Annotated in this window: 21 protein-coding genes; 1 reads left to right on the top strand and 20 read right to left on the bottom strand. The window is 33.5% G+C overall.

Going from position 1 to position 21,009, the window contains the following annotated elements:
* Window positions 1-60: 60 nt before the first annotated feature.
* The 17 genes from F3I00_RS02940 to F3I00_RS02850 all read right to left on the bottom strand — a co-directional run bounded on the left by F3I00_RS02940 (window position 61) and on the right by F3I00_RS02850 (window position 15,968).
* On the bottom strand, window positions 61-795 hold the full coding sequence (locus tag F3I00_RS02940; RefSeq protein WP_024273037.1) for an amino acid ABC transporter ATP-binding protein: 735 nt from the start codon (window positions 793-795) through the stop codon (window positions 61-63).
* On the bottom strand, window positions 779-2,275 hold the full coding sequence (locus F3I00_RS02935; protein ID WP_020806822.1) for an ABC transporter substrate-binding protein/permease: 1,497 nt from the start codon (window positions 2,273-2,275) through the stop codon (window positions 779-781). Before F3I00_RS02935 ends, F3I00_RS02940 begins: the two co-directional genes overlap by 17 nt.
* A gap of 101 nt (window positions 2,276-2,376) precedes the next feature.
* Window positions 2,377-3,225 carry a patatin family protein gene (locus F3I00_RS02930; protein ID WP_020806823.1) on the bottom strand — a complete coding sequence of 283 codons (849 nt, stop codon included), beginning with the start codon at window positions 3,223-3,225 and terminating at the stop codon, window positions 2,377-2,379.
* Window positions 3,226-3,297: 72 nt separating this feature from the next.
* Entirely contained in the window at window positions 3,298-6,099 is a 2,802-nt protein-coding gene (locus tag F3I00_RS02925) for a cation-transporting P-type ATPase (protein WP_024273036.1), read from the bottom strand.
* 135 nt (window positions 6,100-6,234) lie between these two features.
* Window positions 6,235-6,549, bottom strand: coding sequence for a bacteriocin immunity protein (locus F3I00_RS02920; protein ID WP_159310976.1), 315 nt, complete (start codon window positions 6,547-6,549; stop codon window positions 6,235-6,237).
* Window positions 6,550-6,732: 183 nt separating this feature from the next.
* Window positions 6,733-6,963, bottom strand: a complete 231-nt coding sequence (locus F3I00_RS02915; protein WP_003649208.1) for a hypothetical protein — start codon at window positions 6,961-6,963, stop codon at window positions 6,733-6,735.
* A 13-nt stretch (window positions 6,964-6,976) separates the two neighbouring features.
* Window positions 6,977-7,174, bottom strand: a complete 198-nt coding sequence (locus tag F3I00_RS02910) for a hypothetical protein (protein WP_020806826.1) — start codon at window positions 7,172-7,174, stop codon at window positions 6,977-6,979.
* Window positions 7,175-7,329: 155 nt separating this feature from the next.
* Window positions 7,330-7,614 (bottom strand): bacteriocin immunity protein, encoded by a 285-nt coding sequence (locus tag F3I00_RS02905; protein WP_003649210.1) that lies wholly within the window; start codon window positions 7,612-7,614, stop codon window positions 7,330-7,332.
* A gap of 366 nt (window positions 7,615-7,980) precedes the next feature.
* Window positions 7,981-8,127 carry a hypothetical protein gene (locus tag F3I00_RS02900; RefSeq protein ID WP_156235821.1) on the bottom strand — a complete coding sequence of 49 codons (147 nt, stop codon included), beginning with the start codon at window positions 8,125-8,127 and terminating at the stop codon, window positions 7,981-7,983.
* 562 nt (window positions 8,128-8,689) lie between these two features.
* Window positions 8,690-8,887: a Blp family class II bacteriocin gene (locus tag F3I00_RS02890; protein ID WP_003649213.1), complete on the bottom strand. Its 198-nt coding sequence runs from the start codon at window positions 8,885-8,887 to the stop codon at window positions 8,690-8,692.
* Window positions 8,888-8,896: 9 nt separating this feature from the next.
* Window positions 8,897-9,124 carry a Blp family class II bacteriocin gene (locus F3I00_RS02885; RefSeq protein WP_049159833.1) on the bottom strand — a complete coding sequence of 76 codons (228 nt, stop codon included), beginning with the start codon at window positions 9,122-9,124 and terminating at the stop codon, window positions 8,897-8,899.
* Between the two features lie 301 nt (window positions 9,125-9,425).
* Window positions 9,426-10,019, bottom strand: coding sequence for an HlyD family efflux transporter periplasmic adaptor subunit (locus F3I00_RS02875; protein WP_003649215.1), 594 nt, complete (start codon window positions 10,017-10,019; stop codon window positions 9,426-9,428).
* A gap of 10 nt (window positions 10,020-10,029) precedes the next feature.
* Complete coding sequence (locus tag F3I00_RS02870; RefSeq protein ID WP_003649216.1) at window positions 10,030-12,189, bottom strand: peptide cleavage/export ABC transporter; 2,160 nt, start codon at window positions 12,187-12,189, stop codon at window positions 10,030-10,032.
* A gap of 12 nt (window positions 12,190-12,201) precedes the next feature.
* On the bottom strand, window positions 12,202-12,999 hold the full coding sequence (locus F3I00_RS02865) for a LytTR family DNA-binding domain-containing protein (protein ID WP_003649217.1): 798 nt from the start codon (window positions 12,997-12,999) through the stop codon (window positions 12,202-12,204).
* The gene (locus tag F3I00_RS02860; RefSeq protein WP_231110767.1) at window positions 12,996-14,315 is read right to left on the bottom strand and encodes a sensor histidine kinase; all 1,320 of its coding nucleotides are present in this window, start codon (window positions 14,313-14,315) and stop codon (window positions 12,996-12,998) included. The genes F3I00_RS02865 and F3I00_RS02860 overlap by 4 nt, the downstream gene beginning before the upstream one ends.
* On the bottom strand, window positions 14,306-14,458 hold the full coding sequence (locus F3I00_RS02855; protein WP_003649220.1) for a hypothetical protein: 153 nt from the start codon (window positions 14,456-14,458) through the stop codon (window positions 14,306-14,308). The genes F3I00_RS02860 and F3I00_RS02855 overlap by 10 nt, the downstream gene beginning before the upstream one ends.
* Window positions 14,459-14,600: 142 nt before the next feature.
* Complete coding sequence (locus tag F3I00_RS02850) at window positions 14,601-15,968, bottom strand: MFS transporter (RefSeq protein ID WP_020806830.1); 1,368 nt, start codon at window positions 15,966-15,968, stop codon at window positions 14,601-14,603.
* 161 nt (window positions 15,969-16,129) lie between these two features.
* Between F3I00_RS02850 and udk the strand changes: the two genes are divergently transcribed.
* Window positions 16,130-16,765: a uridine kinase gene (gene udk / locus F3I00_RS02845; protein WP_003649222.1), complete on the top strand. Its 636-nt coding sequence runs from the start codon at window positions 16,130-16,132 to the stop codon at window positions 16,763-16,765.
* Between the two features lie 218 nt (window positions 16,766-16,983).
* Here udk and F3I00_RS02840 read toward each other — a convergent pair whose 3' ends face one another.
* From F3I00_RS02840 to F3I00_RS02830, 3 genes are all read right to left on the bottom strand, one after another.
* The gene (locus F3I00_RS02840; protein ID WP_024273054.1) at window positions 16,984-18,033 is read right to left on the bottom strand and encodes an IS30-like element ISLga1 family transposase; all 1,050 of its coding nucleotides are present in this window, start codon (window positions 18,031-18,033) and stop codon (window positions 16,984-16,986) included.
* 65 nt (window positions 18,034-18,098) lie between these two features.
* Window positions 18,099-18,800: a DUF4097 family beta strand repeat-containing protein gene (locus F3I00_RS02835; RefSeq protein ID WP_236547647.1), complete on the bottom strand. Its 702-nt coding sequence runs from the start codon at window positions 18,798-18,800 to the stop codon at window positions 18,099-18,101.
* A gap of 142 nt (window positions 18,801-18,942) precedes the next feature.
* Entirely contained in the window at window positions 18,943-20,871 is a 1,929-nt protein-coding gene (locus tag F3I00_RS02830) for a PTS glucose transporter subunit IIABC (RefSeq protein ID WP_159310975.1), read from the bottom strand.
* Window positions 20,872-21,009 lie beyond the last annotated feature (138 nt).

The raw sequence follows: 21,009 nt of genomic DNA, 5'->3' as shown, positions 1-21,009 counted from the left end.
TATAAAGAAAAGCACTCTCCTTGTAAAAAGAAAGTGCTTATTTAAAAGAAATATTAATATTTATAAAACTTTAGAAAGGAAATCTTGTGCACGTGGGCTCTGCGGATTTTCAAAAATTTGCTCAGGACTGCCCTGTTCCTGTAAATATCCATCCGCCATAAACCAAACTTCATCAGAAACTTCACGAGCAAACCCCATTTCGTGAGTAACGATAACCATCGTCATTCCCGAATCAGCTAAATCCTGCATTGTCTTTAAAACTTCTCCGACCATCTCTGGGTCTAATGCACTTGTTGGCTCATCAAACAGCATTACCTCTGGATCCATCGCTAACGCCCGAGCAATGGCAACACGCTGCTGCTGACCACCAGAGAGACTCGAAGGATATTGCTCAGCCCGATCTTTCAAACCAACTTTAGCCAGTAATTCTAAAGCTTGTTTCTCAGCCTCATCTTCACTTACGCCCTTAACTTTCATTGGAGCAAGTTTGATATTTTCAACTACATTCATATTAGGAAAAAGATTGAAACTTTGAAAAACCATTCCCATTTTTTCACGTAAAACATCTAACTCTTTTTCATTAATATGCGTTAAATCTTGTCCATCAAAAACGATCTTACCACTACTTGGCTTTTCAAGTACATTAAGACAGCGTAAAAATGTACTTTTTCCTGAACCTGATGGGCCAATGATACTGATAACTTTTCCTTTATCAACATTTGCTGAAATATCTTTGAGGACTTCTTTTTTTCCAAAACTTTTCTTTAAATGTTCAACCTTAATCATTGCTGTCATTACGTTTCATCCTCTTTTCAAAGTGATTCAACAATCTCGTCAATGAGAAAGTCATAACAAAGTAAATAATCATGGCAATGAATAATGGCAATACACCCTTATAAGTTGAAGTCTGAACTAATTGTGTTTGGTACATTAATTCAGCAACCCCAATTACTGAAACCAAAGAACTGTCCTTTAATAAAGTAATAAACTCATTACCTAAGGCTGGCCAAATATTCTTTATTGCCTGAGGAATAATTACATATCTAAATGCCTTCTGACGGCTTAAACCTAGGGAACGTGCTGCTTCCATTTGTCCTTTTGGCAAAGAATCAATTCCTGACCTAATATCCTCAGCCACATAGGCTCCAGAATTAAGCCCAATGGCAATAATACCAGCAACCAAGGCTGAAAGATTAGAAATCAAATATCCAATTCCAAAGTATACAAACAAGATTTGAACCATTTGAGGCGTACCGCGAATAAATTCAATATAACAAACAGCAAGCCAATGTAAAATTGGATTCTTAGACAGGCGCATCAAGGCTAAAATGATTCCTAAAACAATACCAATAATGACAGAAAAGACAGTAATTACAATCGTGTACCAGATGCCCTTGAAGAAGTATGGAATATATTTAGCAAAAGTATTACTTTTCTTTTCCGTTTTCATATATTTGGCAGTTGCTGGAAGGTATTGTTTATTAATTAAGTCTTTCTTTTGAACATGATCAATAGTTTTATTCACCTGAGCAACTAATTCATCTTGTCCCTTTGCAATTGCTACTGCATTTCCAGACTGTGTTTCTTTCAGGTTTGAACGTACTGCGGCTAAGCTATTATTATTTTCCGCATAAGCTTTAGCGATTAATTCTTCAACGACAACTGCCGAAACCTTACCAGATTGTAAAGCTAAGACCAAGTTATTAATTTTCCCAAGACCTTTTAACTTAGAATCTTTCATTTGCGACTTAACTAAATTATATTGGTTACCTCCTGTTTGAGCACCAATAGTTTGGCCTTTAAGGCTTTGGATGCTTGTATACTTATCCTTATCTTTTTTGTTTACTAAAAAATATTCACCACTTGGCTTGTAGTAAATTTTTGAAAAAGCTACACTTTGTTTTCTCTCAGGGGTAGGCGTCATAGCAGAAATAACCATGTCTACCTTTCCTGTTTCAAGTGCAACTAACAGTGAATCAAAAGACATATTTTTAATAACAAGCTTTACGTTTAAATCTTTGGCAATGTCTTTAGCTAATTCAATATCGACTCCAACATACTTAGTCTTGCCATTTTCACTTGCTGTAAATTCTAATGGCGGATAGTCGGCGGATGTACCTACTACTAGCTCTCCACTCTTTTTAATCTTCTTTAAAACACTACCTTCTGCTACTTTCTTTTCACTAGCTGCTTGAGCTGGTTGAATAAAAGTGGCACCGAGTGAGAAGAAGAGTAAAAATGCAAAGAAAAAACTAAATAGTTTTGTTTTCTTCATTACGCTCATTCCCTCTATATTATTACTATTAAAAATTAAAAACTGAAATTTTAAGCTTTTGTTAATTATAGCGAATGAAACGCAATGAAGACAAGTAAATATTATTCTTTTAAATAAGATTGAACTGCTTTTAGACAATTTTGAGCTTCTTTTACGCCAATATTGTATACTCGTTTCAATTCCTTAGGATCTTTTTCCATCGTACCAATATCTAAAGGATAAGGAGGCCTGATAACTAATATTTTGCCTTGTACTTCTTTTTTTCTAATGTAACTAAGGACATCATTATAATCTGTTGCCCTAGTCTTCAATTTTTTTAAGACAGCAGGATACTTGTGTAATACTAACTCTAACGCTGGGTATAGTTTACTTGCTTCTTTTCGGTAAGATAGTGGCTGCGTTAAAATTACAACATTCTTCTGATAGCCAATTTTTTCAAAAAATTTAATCGGGATTGAATCACTAATTCCCCCATCCCAATATTTACGAGTACCTATCTCTACTGGCCTTGCAAAAACTGGAATAGAAGAAGATGCACGAATCCATTTTAAATCAGCCTCTTTACCTGACAACAACCTGTGATATACAGCTTCTCCATTATCAATGTCAGTTGCCACACACCAAAAATCCATTGGATTTTTTTGAAAAGCATTTGTATCAAAGATATCTAATTTAACTGGTAGCTCTCGGTAGCAAAAATCAGCACCATATAAATCTCCTGTCTTTAGCCACGACTGCCAACTTGATAAGCGAGGATCATGAGCATATTTAATGTTATAACGTAAAACTCTTCCTATTTGTTCAGATTTATAATTACAGCCAAATGCAGCCCCAGCTGACACACCAATTGCTCCATCAAACTTAATTTTTTCTTTCATTAAAGTATCAATAACACCAGCGGTAAACATGCAGCGCATTGCTCCGCCTTCCATTACCAATCCTTTTTTCATACTTTCGCCACCTTTATTTTTAATATTTTAGCAAGAAAAAACTGCTAGTTAAAACTAGCAGTTAAAGTTTATTTACTTTTTATAATTTTTCCTGAGAATCCACTTTCTTAATTCATCAATTAAAATTAACGGAATTGGAATACATACTAGCATAATCCAATCATGTGCATTAAGTGGCTCCGTACCAAAGAATGACTGGAAAACTGGCACATAAGAAATACATAGTAACAAAACTATCTCCATAATAATTCCGATAAAGATCATGGAATTCTTGAAGAAATGCCTATTAAACATTGATTGTCTCGAATAACGAATATTTAATACTGCCGCAATCTGACAAAAAATAATTGCAGCCAAAGTTACTGTCGTTGCTTGACGATAATCCCAGCCTACTACTGGTAAATTTGGAAAAATATGACCACGATAGAAGTTAGCACCAAAGAATGCTGCTGTTGCAATAATTGAAGCAATTAAGCCGTACCATAAAAATGCTTTAGCTAAAACATGCTTATTAATTAAGTGATCTTTAGGTGACCTTGGAGGTCGATCCATGATGCCTTTTTCAGGATCTTCACGTCCTAATCCGAGTGCTGGAATCATATCTGTTCCTAGGTCAATAAATAGAATTTCCATTACAGTTAAAGCAAGCGGAATTGCGCCACCTGAAAGCAAGAACAAAACTGAAGGAACTGCTTCAGGCATGTTTGAGTTCAAAATATAAATTAAGAACTTACGAATATTGCTATACACACCGCGTCCTTCTTTAATTGCACCAACGATAGAAGCAAAGTTATCATCAGTTAAAATCATATCAGCTGCTTCTTTTGCAACATCAGTACCAGTACCGCCCATGGCAATTCCAATATTGGCTTTCTTTAAGGCTGGAGCATCATTAACACCGTCACCGGTAGCAGCAACAATCTTGCCCATTTTTTCATACATAGAAACGACACGATATTTTTGCTCAGGTGCCATTCTAGCAAAGACAACTTCACCTTCAAGATAATGTCTTAATTCATCATCTGGCATTGTCTTTAAAGCATCCCCTGTAATTACAGTTAAAGGCTTATCTGGATCGGTCAAACCAATCTGGCGCGCAATACTTTTAGCAGTTAAACCATAATCACCGGTAACCATCGTTACCTTAATTCCAGCTTTGCGACACTCACGAGCAGCTTTATATACTTCTGCTCTTGGTGGATCCATCATGACTGTTAAACCTAAGAAAGTAAGATTTTCTTCAACCGTCTCAATCGTTGCTGAGTCTAAATTGTTCATCATCTTTTGATCAAGATTACGTCCCGCAACTGCTAAAACACGCAGTCCATCCTTCGCATAGCCATCATTAGCTCGCATAATCTTATCTTTTATTTCCTGGGTAATAGGTTTTATCTCACCGTGTTCTAAATAAGAAGTACACTTATCAACCACACAATTTGGAGCACCCTTAGTATAGGTATTAAAACGGTGTGTGCCATCAAAGCTTTGAATTACCGTCATCATTTTTCTACTTGAATCAAATGGTAGTTCTTTAACTCGCGGCGTATTTTTTAATTCAGCTTCAACATCAACTTTACCTTTTCGAGCAACCACTTCAAGGCATGCTTCAGTTGGATCGCCCAAGATTTGATAACGGACATGCTTTTTATCTGGTGCTTGAATTCTTGCGTTGTCTGCAAAAACGCCACCAAGTAATACTTCTTTTAAAGTATCGTTATCTTTAGCAAAAACATGCGTTGGTCCCTCTTTAATATGACCACGAACAGCATAGCCTTCACCTGACACATGATAACTCTTTTCTAGTGTCCAAAGTTCCTTAACTGTCATTTCGTTCTTAGTTAAAGTTCCTGTTTTATCAGAACAAATCACTGATGTTGAACCTAACGTTTCTACACTAGACAAGCGCTTAATTAAAGCGTGCTTTTTTGCCATTCGTTGTACTGCACCAGCTAAAGATAAAGTAACTGTTGGCTCTAATCCTTCTGGAATAAAGGCTACAATCATTCCCAGGGCAAAAACAAAGCCCTTTACTAAAGGATAGTGAACAAAGAAAGTAGCAATTAGGAAGAAAATAATTCCAATTGAAATTGCCAAAATTGAAATCTGCTTAGTTAAAGTATCTAGTTCCTTTTCAAGCGGACTCTTTTGTTGAGCAACGTTTTGAGTTAATTCAGCAATCTTACCAAAATCAGTATTCATGCCCGTTTTGACAACAACACCGGTAATGTTGCCCTTCATCATATTAGTACCAGAAAAAATCATGTTATTAAGATCAGCGTGATTTTTCTTCTTAACGTCTTCAACAGCATGTGCCCCCTTATGAACTGGGTTCACTTCACCAGTCAGTGAGGACTGATCTGCTTGAGCCGTTGTAGCTGCAATTACACGAATGTCAGCTGGAATATCGTCTCCCTCTTCAAGCTTAACGATATCGCCAGGCACTAAGTCTTTAGCTAAAATCTTCTCTTCCTTACCATTTCTTACAACACGAGTATAAGAAGGGAGCATATTCGCTAAGGCCTCAGTTGCCTTATCAGCTTGAAATTCTTGCCAAAAACTAAAAATACCATTAATGATATTTACTGCCCAAATAGCAATTCCTAATTGCACTAAATCAGCACAAAAAGCAATAATACCTGCTACCCAAAGCAGAATCGCCATTAAATTAGTAAAATTAGTTAAAAATTTCTTCCAAAGTGGCTCCTGTTTTGCTTTGGCAAAAATATTCTTTCCATATTTTTGCTGCAATGTATGAACTTCATCAATTGTTAAGCCGCTTTGACTAGTATTTAATTCCTTCAGTGCATCTTCAACAGATAATTGAGCAACCTTAATTATCTCATCGTTTTCATCATTTTTAGTCAAAGTTATCACTTCTATTCCTTTTTACAGATCCATTTTAGTTCACTTTTAAAAAATATGCACATAAAGTTAATATATTAAAAAAAGAGTAGCCTTCGACTACTCTTCATTCTTTGTTAAATTTTTCTTTTGATATTTATGTTTTTCTTATCTTCCAGGCCAAGTATTAGTTGTATTCCAGCTGTTTAAGCCACCAAGCCAGCCTTTACTCATTGAAATTTTTTTAATCTTTTCAAGTAATGCTTCTTCATCTGTTTCCAAGTAAAGATAGTTAGTAAGACAAATAGTATTTATATTTTGATAAGTTGCACGGGCTTCATCTACTTCATCTTGAACATTATGTTCTAACTTGTCTAAAGCAACTTCAAGTTGTTCTAGTAAGTATTCATTGCCTTTCCTATCATAATGAGTCTTAGCAAGTGCGATAAAGTCATTCAACACTTGTTTCAATTCATTTTTCATATTTCTGTCCTCCAAAGAGTAGTTTTGTTTCCAAATATTATCATTTATTCATTAATTTTACTATCATTTTTTGTAAAACTTGAAAATGACTGATTTGACCTAATATATTACCAATTTGGTATTTAGATATATAAATTATTTACTTTTTTTAATAAGTTCTTCTTTTGCTCATACCTATATTTCTTATTTTCTATTCTTTAAGCGTTGTTGCAACTTGTCTTTCATATAATAATAAGTAATTGAGAAAATCCACATACTAGTAATTCCGATTGCAAAGTTTAGGACTACACTATCAATATTTACGAAATAGAAGAATATTTTTCTTACAAAAATTGCAAAGATTAAGCTTAGTACAACCACTATCCATTCTTCCGTATTTGTTTCCTTATTTTTAATTGTTTCAATCCATTTCATTGGTAGTCTTCCTTTATACTTTTAATTTCTTATTTTTCATTCTTTTTATAAATTCAAATACTAAATAGGCAAAGATTATTCCACATAGGATATTCCCTAAAATTATGCAAAAAGTTAGCTGACTTCCAACTGCAAGATCACCCAAGCTAGCAAGAATACTAATTAAAATTCCGCTAAGAATAGAATAAAAAATAAGCTGTTTATCATTCATTTTCTTTCTTCTCCTGTAAAGATCTTGCTATGATTTTAGCATTTAAAAATTGGCAAAAAATAAAAAAGACCTATTTGGTCTTTTTTATGACAAATTTGGTATTTATTTACTACGTGCCAAGTTCAATAGTGCCTAGTGCTTGAATACTGATTTATCTAAAAATTAGTCAATGACAAAGTTTCACCAGCCCCAGCCCACTTGTCGAGATCTTTATCTAATAAAAGTTGCAACTTGGTCAAAGTTTCAGGCAATTTGAATCCATGTGCTACAGAATACAAATTAATATCTTGCTTTAGATTAAATACTACCTTTTGTAAATTAATTTCCTTATCCAATTTTTCAATAGCGGTGTCAATCAATTTTTGAGCTTCTGGATCAGTTGCAATATCAGAGTTTGCTTTAATCTTATCTAACATCTCTTTTAATTTGGTTTCGTTCATCTTTTTATCCTCACATAATATAATTTAATGTCGTTTTATTCTATCAAATTTACCGCTTATTCAATACCTTATCTAAAAAATATTCAAAATATGTACTGCGTACTGTCACTATTGTGGCATTACCTTGCATCAAATATCAAAATATAATGACTTTCACCTGTTACCCGATTAAATTCCTTTAATGCTGAAAAAATTCACGACAGTAATAACAAGTTGGACGTCCAATATAAAGCAAATATTCTTTATTATCGCGTTTACTAATTAAATCCTTAACTTGAGTCATATTTGATCTCAAACATTGTTTTCATATTTCTGAGGTGATACATCAGCATACTTTTCTATTTTTATTTCTTGAAGTTGTGTATTTTATACTTCTTGCGCATTTACTGGCTTAGCAAACAAAACGATAAGTAGTGTCTGGGAAAGAAGTCTATTTTTAGTTAATTCTGGATTTTTACTCAAAAGAAAAACGTTATTAAACCAAGGTTTATTAATATCAAGATTTAATAGCATTTCTTAATTTCTGAGTTTTTCCCAGATACATTAATGTAGTGATTTTCTTATTTAATTCCATGTAATCCCATCTCTTTCAAAATTTTATAAAATAAGCTTAACATTAAGTAAATCTATTAGATTTTCATATTTACTTAAATAAAGGAGAAAGTAGAAAAAGCACTAAATCAGTCATTCAAAAACTAATTTAGTACTTTCAGTTTTATTATTACTTTCTTATGATTCTTTTTAATATTTTTCCTATTACAAACGATATGGCCAAAATTAGTACGAAATAAACCCAAAATTCTATTCCATCTTTATAATTTGTTGAATTATATAATTTAACTTCAAAAACATAAATTGGCCAATACAAATAAAGTGCAAAAAAAGAAAGATCATAACCTCTTTCTAATTTTTTATTAATAGCGATAACTATTACAGTAACAATAAGAAAAATAGTTAGTAAAAGTGCTTGCAATTGATTAAAGTTAAAATAATTAAAGCCCGTTTGATACAAGTTACCTAAAAAAAGTATTACATTAATAATAGTTACAAAGAATAACATAAATCTCTATATAAATTAATTACTCTTATATCCCAGATATCCTCCAATTGCAGCACCTCCTAAGCCACAGGCAGTCATTCCCCATGGTCCGAATCCTCTGCACCAACTTACTCCGCGAGTAGCTCCCGTAGCAGCTCCTATTACAGCATTCCCCCACTTGTTTCCACCCATTACATTTCTTAATTCATGTTTTTCTAATGTTTTTAAAGCCATATTAATTCCCTACTTTCTTATCTTTCCGAATCCACCAGTAGCTGCCGTTACGCCAGCCCATGCTATTGGAACATAGTGTGCTCCAACAAAGCCACAAGCAGGACCGCAAACTGCATTTCCAAGAGCCCATCCAGCGACTGTCGCTCCACCTACTCCACCTATATTAGCAGCCCAATTATTTCTCCCACCAACTATGTTAGCCAATGTTTCAAATGATAATGTATTAAAATTTTTCATAATAAAGACCTCCTATAATTAATAATCTTTATATATTTAGCCTACTATAAAAAACAATTTATTTTTTATATGGATTAATATTGCTTACTTACTAACCAAAACAGTATATTTTATCCAAATTCGTTCCCAAAATTAAGTTTCAGGCAATTTAAATCCATACACTACAGAATACAAATTAATATCTTGCTTTATATGAAATATTGCTCTTTGCAAATCAATATTCTTATCTAACATCTCTTTTTTATTCACTTATATTTTTATCTTTAGATTAATAAAATTTTAATTTTTTATTCTATCAAATTTATCTTTTATTCAATACCTTATCTAAAAAATAGTTAAAATATGTGCTACGACCTGTCACTATTGTGGCATTACCTTGCATTCCGTACTTAACATTTATATCACTAACTTTGGCAATCGAAATAACTTCATACATACTTTGCTTGTTCACATTTATTGGATAAACACCAATCTCCTTTACCTTACCAGTTAATCTACTATTCAAGCCGTCTACTGTAGGTACAGAAAAGTTTAACTTCTGCCCCTTCTTAATAGACGAGATTTTATTAGTGGGCACATAGGTAACAATCCTCACTTTTCCTTTAGCTTTCATAACAGGCATTAAACTAATCCCACTATCTTGATCAACATGAGCTACCCATTTTTGACCATGTTTTGTAACGACTTGTCCCTCATCATAGCTAACATTTTTCTGATTAATTACAACCGTTGGTTCAACAACGCCAACCGAAGAGACTGTACTCTGTCTAACAGCAAAAAAAGATCCAATAAATAAAAGTAGAACAAAAATAGCGGCTGGAATAATAATCATTGTCGAGAAATTCTTGAACTTATAGGAATAGAATTCTGTACTTTCATACTCTTTTGCATCCATCTGTACTCACCTATCCCTTCACTAAGTCATAGTAAAAACCATGCTTACTCATCAATTCGCTGTGGCTGCCTTCTTCAACTATTTGACCATGATCAATTACAACTACCTTGTCTGCCCGTTCTGCAATTGCTAGTCGATGCGCAATAAAGATAATTGTCTTATCCTTTAGCTTCATCAAATTATCAATCACTTTCTTCTCAGTAATTGTATCTAAGCCACTTGTTACTTCATCAAAAATAAATACCTTTGCAGGAGATAGTAATGCCCGGGCAATAGTTAACCTTTGTTTTTGTCCACCAGATAAAATTTTGGCATTTTCATCTAATTTTGTTTCAAATTGCAAAGGTAGATTAGCTATTTCTTGGTCAATCTCAGCAATTTGACAAGCCTTTATTACATCTTCTTCAGTGATATCTGGCCTACAACCTAACAACAAATTCTCTTTAACTGTTCCAGAAAAGATATATGGAGTTTGAGGTACATAATTTACATATGACCGCAACGTATGCTTATCAATCTCACTTGTTGCATGTCCATTTAATGTAACCTGACCTTTACTTGGCGAAAAGAAATCTACTAACAACTTAACCATCGTAGATTTTCCAGAACCACTCATTCCAACAATCGTTAATTTTTCGCCCTGGCTAATTTTGAGATTAATATCTTTTAAGACATCTGTGCCATAACCATAGCTATAATCCACATTCTTATATTCAATATTTCCTTCTAGGAGCTTACGATCTTCAATAGTAGCCTTCTGATTGAATTCACTTTTTACTTGATAGACCTCATTTAATCGATTTTGAGCAACACTAGCTGATTGAAGTCGCGGTTGTAAATTAATAATACTTTGCAAGGGATCAATGAAATATGCCAGCAATGCATTGAACGTCATTAACTGACCAATGCTCAATTGTCCTTGCATTACAATCTTTGCACCAACCCAAAGAACAATTACATTAAGAGATAATTGAATAAATGTCTTGAGTGCTGTCTGTAAACTCTCAGTCTTACTATATTTAAATGACTTCTTTAAGTAATCTACAAACTGACTGTCGATTCTTCTATATCTTGTATTCTCACTATTTAAAGCTTTAATAGTTTCAATTCCTTGAATATCTTCAATAACTGAAGAACTCAAAACAGCATTACTTTCCATTTGTTCGTTATTTAGTTTTTCAAACTTTTTAGTAAAACCTAGAATTACAACTGCATAAATAGGCAAAGCTAACAGTGTAATCCCAAATAATGTCATATTTTGTGCTGCTAAGACTAATCCCATCACAATCACAATTGAGAGGTCTAAGAAGAGCGAAATAACTGTACTTGCCAAAGCGTCAATAATTCTACTTGCATCAGAAAAACGCGAAGTAATTTCACCCGTTCTTCTTGTTACAAAGAATTCCATTGGTAATTCAAAAATATGCCTGATGTATCGCAGATTTAGATCAATACTTAATCTTTGACCTAAAATATTTAATAAAAAATTCTGTCCATAAGAAAAAATTGAATTAAAGACATAAGCAATTAATAGTCCAACAGCTAAGATCGAAAGAGTCTGATAGGTTCCATCTGGAATGTAAGTATCAATTATTCCTTGAACAAAATATGAACTACAGATACTAATTATGGTCATTAATAAAGCGGCTAAAATGATGTTAATCATCAGCCGCTTTTGTTTAAACATATATGGAAAGAGAGACCATAAATTATTCTTCTTTTCTTTGATTGGTTCAAAGTCTTCGTTAGGAACCATAAAGAGTGCAACACCAGTCCATTCTTGAGCAAATTTGTCTTTTGGCATCTTTACTACACCAACTGATGGATCAGGATCTGCAATTACTAAATAATTCTTAGCATTTTTAAGAACTACGTAATAATGAAGTAGTTCTCCTTGTTTTAGGACGTGGGCAATAAAAGGATATTGAATACTATTCTCATCAAATAAAGACATATCTGCTTTTACGGCTTCTGTTTTGAAATTAAATTTTTGTGCTGTCTTCACTAGTCCTAAAGCAGTTGTGCCTTCAAGATTAGTACGAGCTTCATGACGTAAATGTGCTAAAGATACGCGAGAATGATATTGCTTTAAGATCATTGCTAGACAAGCAACGCCGCAATCCATCTCATCCACTTGTGGCACGTATACGGATTTATATTTGAATAACATAAGTCTTACCTTTTACTTAACATTAATTTCTGGATATTTATTTAATAGATCCTCAACAGTTTTTCTGCAACTACGAGCGAACACTACTTCATCTCCATTAGGAAACTTTATTGTCTTTTTTGAAAAGTCGATGCTGTTGATATTATTTGGATTTACTACACAAGATTGAGATACCTTAACTAAAAAATCATTTTCTTCGTTAATTTTGGAGATATTACTTCTGAATTCAGCTACACCAGTTTCAGTTATCAAATTAACTTTGTGTTGTGAAGTACTATTTTCAAGATAATAAATAGTCGTGTCTTCAACTTTATTAACTCTCCGTCCAATTTTATAGATAAGTTCTTTTCTTCCTGATTTCATAAGATTATTGATACTTTGAACGGCGCCAGTCAAGGTTTCTTCTAATCGCTGCATCATTTCTCTTGAATCTAAGGCCTTATTAATATAATCAATAGCACCAATTCTTCTACGATAAGTTAAAGGAGCATATTTGTCATAAGCAGTAACAAAAATTATTTGTGCATTTGGATCTTGCTTTTTAATAAATTCTGCTAAGTCTACTCCGTTTTTAGCTTTTGAATTTTGACTTAATTCAATATCTAAAAAGTAAATTGCATTTTGAATATCATTAGCAACTACATAACTTACAACTTGCTCAAATGTATTAGCAACTAGCTCTAAATTGATTTCAATATTTTCGTAGACTGGATTATCATCGGTAAAGTTACTAACTGCATATTTAATATTTTTCGCTAAATTTTTTGCTAATACTTCGTCATCATCACAAACGATTACGGAATATTTCATTCTTCACTTTCCTCCTCTGGTTCAATCACGAGATAGAAATCAAAGTATCCTTCAGGCACTTCATAAGAAATAGTCATATTTTCATATTTATTTTTAATACTATTGATATTGGCTAAGCCCAAGCCAGAGTGACTTTTCTTTGTTGAATAACCGTTTTGTTGTATTTGTTTAATTGAAATTTCAGAATCACCTCGTTTATTTTGTATTTCATATTCAAATTCACCACGTTCGTTTGAATAAGCCATAATTTCAATATGAGCTTCTTGACTTTGCTCTATTAATACTTTGCTTTCTTCAATCGCATTGTCACAACTTATACCGACGATTCTGACTAAATCTATTTCATTAATATTTTTAGGCAATTTCGTAATTTCACTGCTACATTCAAAATTATATGGAATATGTTCTCTATACATTTCTGTTAACTTAGCAATAATGATACTTTTGAGAGATTTTATTTTTATATGATTAACATCTCTATATTTTTCAAATGCTTTTGCATTTAAATTGGCCTTAGTATATTCATCAAGCTTTTGGATTACTTCTTTAGTATTTCCTTCTTGTGCACTGATTTTTAATGAGTTAAACATATTTCGATAATCATGCCGAAAAGCACGTAACTCATCTTCGCTCTCTTCAAGATATTGCGCATAGTCTTGTAATTGTTTTTGCTCTTTTATTAATTTATCTTGTTGTGATTTTTTTAAAAGATGCTTTTGAATATTTATTAGTTCCACGTAAGTCGCCATAGCAAAAACTATTTGAATTAATACAAAAATTGTAAAAAACATACTTAACGATGCATTTTTCTGGGTTTGTCCATAAAAAATCATTGTTAAAGTAGTGGAAACATATAGATAGATCAACAGTCCTATAAACACATTGTGATTTTCATTCATTAAATATGAGTGAAGATGCTTATAGAAGATCTCAATTATAAAAACTGCAAGAAGTATAATACTAATTTGGACTAATAAATTAAGATAAATTATATCCTCAATATGTAAAAGCTCCATTAAGATACTACCTAGTATATCTATTATGGAATCTACAACTCCTACAATTAAAATTGCCCCAATAGCCAAATTTTTTTCTTTACTCTTTCTAAAATAAAATATGAAAAATAAAATTTCCAAAAAAGTGGCTAGTTCAACAACTCCTCCACATAAAATTGGAAGTAAGAATAACACTCCACCGAGAATCAAAATATTTTTTTTACTAGCTGCAATTTGAGAAACTCTAAAAAATATCCATAAATCAGTTATTCCAGAAATAAGCATTAAAAAGCTATAAACTAACAACATTTTTATTTCCAAATGTTGCGCGTCCAGTAAAATATACCTTTACTAAAATTTCCATTAACAAAACCATTTACTCTAGTACCACCAACAACTTCAATCATTTCTTCTTCACTCAAAGTAGTAGTTTTAACAATATTTTCTTTTCTAATTTCTTTCATTATTCTTCTCCTTAAATAATCAATATTATTTTTATGTCTTAAATATTACCATCTTTCATCCCTCGAAAATACCAAAAATACCGAATCAGTCACTTTTACGACTAATTCGGTATTTTATTATTATTCTTAAGTTATCAATTAACTATTTTTCATTAGATGTGCTCTTCTTCTCGTCTAAGATCCAGTTATATTGTTTAGCAAACATTGCAATTAATAAGATACTTACTACTACATATAGGGCAGTCGCAATGTAATATGCATTCGCATACCCAGCTGGCGTCTTAAGTAAGTAAAAGGCTGTAAATAATCCATCAATTATTCCAATTACCGCATATGCAATCTGAACCACAGCAGTAAAGGCTGGACGCATATCTTTATCAACAATAATCATCTGTACTTCTTGCTGAATTGGCATTGTTGCATTTGCTAAACCACTACGTAAGAATAGCAAAACCCCTACAATTACAAAAAGAGTAATTCCAGTGCCGAAGTGTCGACCGTTAGCCATTAAAAACATTAATGGTGCACAAGTTAAGGTTCCAGCAGCAATAGAAACAATGGCACCTAGCTTCTTGGCTAAGAATGGAGCAAAGAAATATCCAATAAACATCGCTGCGGTCTGAAAGGTATTAATTGTTGAAGTAATTCCCCGGGGAATATGCAGATATTCATTCAAGTAAATTGGAATATAAGGAACAACCAATCTAGCACCTAGTTGAATACCTGCAATATACAAGATCCACATAATCGTCTTTTTATTAATCAAAGCTTCAAAAGCTTTTTTCTTCTCTTCTGGCGTTTGCGGTTTCTTCATCCCCACGGTTCGATAGTCCTTTGGCTCATCTTTAATAAAGATTGCTAATACAAAAGCAACTACATTAACTAAAGCAGTCAAAATCAATACTATTCTAAAGGCATTGGTATAATTAGCTAGATAACTCCCACTTAATTGGGCGGTATGAGCAGATAGATTAGAAGCAATATCATAAGAAATACCCTGCATCTTACTAAAGAAGTACACTACTGCTTTTCCACCGATAAAAGTTAAGATAGTTTGAGCAACTAAGTTTACAACCATTACTACTGTAAACATCTTAGTTCTGATTTCTTTAGGTACATAAGAAGTCCACATCAAAGGATACATTAAGTCATAAACTCCAATTGCAGTCCATGAAATAATGTAGGCAAACATAATAATTATTTGATTAGTTGTAATAGTAGTTAACGCCAGGAAAATAGAAGTTAAAGGCGGCAAAATCAACAAAATTTTACGATAACCTAATTCATGCACCCAAACAATCATCAACGACATTAATAATGCAGTAATCGCATTAAAGATATTCAGACCTGAAATTAATCCTGGTGCTACTATATCAAAGTATGACAAAGCTGCATCATTAGTAATTCCAGTTACCGCACCTAAAATTCCGTAAATCCATAGATATAAATAAACATTTCTCCGATATCGGGGATTCCAATTCTTGATTGCGACTTTTTCTTGAGCAGTCAAAGTAAAACCTTCTTTTTAAAACCATATATAACACTTTCAATTTTATTTTACTTCACATGTTCAGAAAAAACACATATTTGTCAATATTATTGCCTGTAAATCTATCACAGAGCGTAATTTTAAGGTATTATTGTAATAGTTTAAAAAAGGAGATTTTAATCGTGCAAAGTAAACGCCCTATTATCATTGGAATTGCCGGTGGTTCAGGTAGTGGTAAAACGACCATTGCCCATGAAATTTATGACCAATTACAACAAGATGACCATATTTTAATTATGACGCAAGATTCTTATTACAAAAATAACGATGACTTATCAATGTCAGAGCGTAAGAAGATTAACTACGATCATCCCGATGCCTTTGACATGCCACTACTTGTTGACCAACTTCGTCAATTAATGGACTATAAGGCAGTTGAAATGCCAGTTTACGATTTTACTGCTCATACTCGAAGCGAAAAGACGATTCACACCGAACCAGCTGATATTATTATCCTAGAAGGTATTCTCGTCCTTGGTGAAGAAAACTTACGTAACTTAATGAGTATCAAGGTCTTTGTCGATACTGATGATGACATTCGCTTCATTAGACGATTAGAGCGCGACACGCAAGAACGTGGTCGTTCAGTTCATTCAGTTATTGATCAATACTTAAAGACCGTTAAACCAATGTACAATCAATTCATTGAACCAACTAAACGCTACGCTGACATCATCGTTCCAGAAGGCGGCGAAAATGATGTAGCAATTGATATGCTTACTACTAAAATTCGTTCAGTTTTAAGTAACGTTAAATAGAAATAAACCTCGTAGGTTATTCTACGAGGTTTATTTTTTCTACTCAACTACATTATCTCCATCTACCGTTGTCATTGTTAAAACAACGCCTGAAGGTTGTGGATCAAACGAAATATTATTTAAACCATTTGCCGTTCTTACATGGGCATATTTTAAATTTGCACTCCAAACAGTATTATTTCCTTCGTAAATTGCAATAATAAATTGAACACTTTTGGTTAAGCTGCTTGATAGATTCGATCTAATTCTCTTTCAAAGATTTCATCTGGTGTATGATAAGCTAAGATCTTTCTTGGCAATGAGTTGCACCAGGTTTCAATATCAATGATATTTTGTAAAGAATAGTTAGCTATTGCTTCTCCTTTAGGAATGAATCTGCGAATAAGACCATTGTGTCTTTCAACTGTTCCCTTATCACAAGAAGTGTAAGGATGGGCATAGTAAACCAGTGTATTGGATGCTTCTTCTAGGTTGGACAGATCCGCAAATTCTGAACCATTATCAGTGGTAATAGTTTTAAAAATATCATTCCAGTGTTCACTGTATTGTCTTTGGAGTTCTTTAAAGGCTTGCATGACACTGATAGAAGTCTTGTCGGGAATACGAATAATTAAGAATTCACGACTCATGCGCTCAGATAAGGTTAACAGCACTTCATCATCTTTAGTCTTATGTCCAAGAACCAAATCGCATTCCCAATGACCGAATTCATTACGTTCACTAATTTCTTTTGGACGTTCTTCAATACTTCTGCCAAGCTTTTTCTTGTTTTTGCGAACACGATGAAGCTTGGTATTGCGTTTAAGCTTCTCAGGCAAGTCGTAATTATAAATGCCTAATAAGCCCTTATCAACGTAATTATAAAGAGTTTTGGTGCAGACAACATCGCTGCTAGAGAATTCGCCAGCAGCAGTGGCACGATTACTGCAAACATCAAGCGACCAACCGTCTTTAAAGAAATGTTTGTGGACATAGTGAATAAATTGAGTTTTTTTGAGAAAGTCTGATTTGCGCCCACAATTTTTACGATGAGCTTGATATACATCATGTCCTTGAGTAGCCTTGTATCTTTTGACTTTACCATGATACAGTTTTACAGTGCCACGTTTAATCTCATAACTGATAGTAGAAGGAGAACAGTTGAGTTCACGAGCAATTGCACGCAAAGAGCAGCCATCTTTCAAACGCAATTGAATAATAACTCGCTCTTCAAATGATAAATGCTTTCCTTTAACGTGCTGGTTCATGGTAGAATGTAAAGAGTCCATTTTGACCTCCAATAGAAAGTTTTTGTGGTTATTAACATTCTATCAAACAGGTCCGAATGGACTTTTTATTTTTCTAAAGTGTTCAATTTGATTTTACAATCAACGGTATTATTTCCTTCAATATTCTTTATTTCATAATCACTCTTAAATACAGCATGATCGAGCGTAAAGTTGCCAGCCTTTAAATTTGCGCTGCCTTCGTCAATCGTAACATCAGTTAGATTCATATCTCCATCTGTTACATTTAAAGAAATCTTAGATAAAATAGATCCCGATACTTTGATTTCGCCATCATATGTCGCTAACTTGCCATCGGCCAGATCACTATTTCGTACTGTTACATTTCCATCTGTTGATTCAAGAAGTGACTCAGCTATCGCCACTCGTCTTACTCTAACTCTACCTTCAGTCGATTTAAGATATGCCTTTTCAGTCTTAATATCAACTATCTCAATATCACCGCTACTAGTTTGAATATCAAGACTATCCAAAGTAGCCTTTGCAGGAATCACAACTTTTAAGTGAGCTTCTCCCTTTTCAATCAAATTCATTTTTTGCTTAAGTCGTAGTTTACCATCTTCTAAGCGAATAAGCGGTAAGTAGTGTCTTTTCCCAGTAAAATTAACCGAAAAATTCTCGCCTTGTTCAACTGTTACGTCTCCAATACTTAGCTTTATTCTTAATTCATTGAACTTTTTATCACTTAACTTTACATCAACTATCTCATCTTTTTTATTCTCTTTAGAAAAAAGCTTTTCAAAAATCATAGCCTTTCCCCCTAATCCACGACTTAATTAAATTATTATTAATTATATTAATATGATTTAATATTTGCAACTCCTAAACGCAAAAAACAACGCTGAAATTTTCAACGTTGTTTTATTTTTTATCTAATTTAAATAAATTCTTTTACTTACTACCAGGTCTCTTTTTCTTTGCAACCTTAGCTCCTTGAACCATGCTATCATTGTAGCCCCAAACCCAAGTTACGATAAATGAAACCACAATTGTTACAGCACTAGCAATCAAAAATGTATAGAAGCTAGATAAATCAGTAGGATGCTTAGGATTAAAGAATGAAGAAAATCCAATTAATCCACCAGTAAAGCCATACATTGTTCCGTGCATTAAACCAGTAACAAGACCACCAAATGCAGAACCAATACAACCAGAAATAAATACTTTCTTATATCTTAAACTAATACCATAAACAGCTGGTTCAGTAACACCACACATTGCAGAAATAGTTGAAGCAAAACCTAATTCCTTTAAGTCTTCTTTCTTAGACTTAATAGCTACCGATAATACGGCAGCACCTTGAGCAATCATTGATGAACAAATAATTGCGTTCAATGCACTTTCACCAGTGCCAGCAATTTGTTGGGCAACAAGCGGCACAACACCCCAGTGCAAACCAAAGATAACCAATACTTGGTAGAAATCACCAATAATAAATCCACCAATCCAGCCAGATGCATGAACTAACCAGTTGATAAAGGCTGCAATACCATTAGCAACACCTTGAATAATTGGGCCGGTTACCATTAAAGTCAATGCTGAAACTACTAAAACAGTAATTAATGGAATAAAAATCATTTGTAAGTACGATGGTAGCCATTTCTTAAGCCAATCTTCACACTTCTTAGCAAGCCATGCGGCTAAAATCATTGGGAAAATTGAGTAAGTATAGTTCAAAAATTCAAACTTAATTCCGCCAACTTCAAACATTGTCTTAAAGGCTTTGCCCCATTCAACTAACTGCGGATAAACTAATACTCCACCAATTACTGCTGCGATGATTGGATCGGAATTCAATCTTTTAGCTGCGCAGTAACCAACTAGAACTGGCAAGAAGAAGAAAGCCGAATCAGCAATTGCGCTAGTAGTGATATAGGCTGTACTCTTGACACTAAGTAAACTACCTAATTGTGGCAGAGTAAGCAATGCCAAAATACCTTTAATAATACCAGCTGCAGCAATTACACCGATAATTGGACTCATTGAACCAGTGATAAATCCAATTAAATTACCAAAAGCTTTTGAAACTGGATTTTTACCGTCATCTTCTGGAGCAGGAGCTGCTTCACTATCTAAAGGTCCTAATTGCTTAACTACTTCATCAAAGACATTAGTTACTTCATTACCAATTACAACCTGATATTGTCCTGACGCATGCATCACGTCTAAAATTCCACGTTGATTTTTTAAAACGTCATCATTTGCTTTACTTTCATCTTTTAAGTAAAAACGTAAGCGTGTAATACGGTGAATTACATTATTAACATTCTCCTTACCGCCGACATTTTTAATAATAAAAGAAGCTAACTCTGGATAAGATAATTTTTTGCTTGAAGTGTCCTCTGCTTCTGCCGTCTTTAAGTAAGCCGTTGCTACAGCTTCACCAGCTTTTGCTTCACCTTCAGTTACATCAAGTCCTGAAATCTTGTCAGCTGAATTAGTAATCAAAACCATGATTGTTGTATCTAATCCCTTAGCTTTGATTTCATCTAAATCCATTTCAGCAATTTCATCGCCGGCCTTAACTTCTTGACCATTTTCAATCTTAATCGTGAATGGTGCACCCTTTAAGCCGACTGTATCAACGCCCATGTGGACTAGTACTTCTAGCCCTTCGTTAGTAACGATTCCGACAGCATGTTTAGTATCGGCAACCATACTGATTTTTCCTGAAACAGGTGCTACAACCTTTCCAATAGTTGGGGTCAAACCAAATCCATCTCCCATTGTTCCTTGAGAAAAAATAGGATCTGAAGTCTTAGCTAAAGCAATAACCGCTCCAGTAGCTGGAGCTAATAAATTAGTAGTATCTTGTACCATAATTTCATTCTCCTCTTTGGAAGTATCCGCTTTCACATATCTTGATTTAAATATTATACTTGTCTGTACAAGCTGTCAATACTATTTTATGAAAAAGCTTACTTTTCTTTTAAATTAAGTATTTTATAGATGAAAAAG

The sequence above is a fragment of the Lactobacillus sp. JM1 genome, from assembly GCF_009834385.1.
Lineage (GTDB): Bacteria > Bacillota > Bacilli > Lactobacillales > Lactobacillaceae > Lactobacillus > Lactobacillus paragasseri.
The sequence above is the reverse complement of the archived record's forward strand: the minus strand, read 5'-3'. Positions and strand labels throughout refer to the sequence as shown.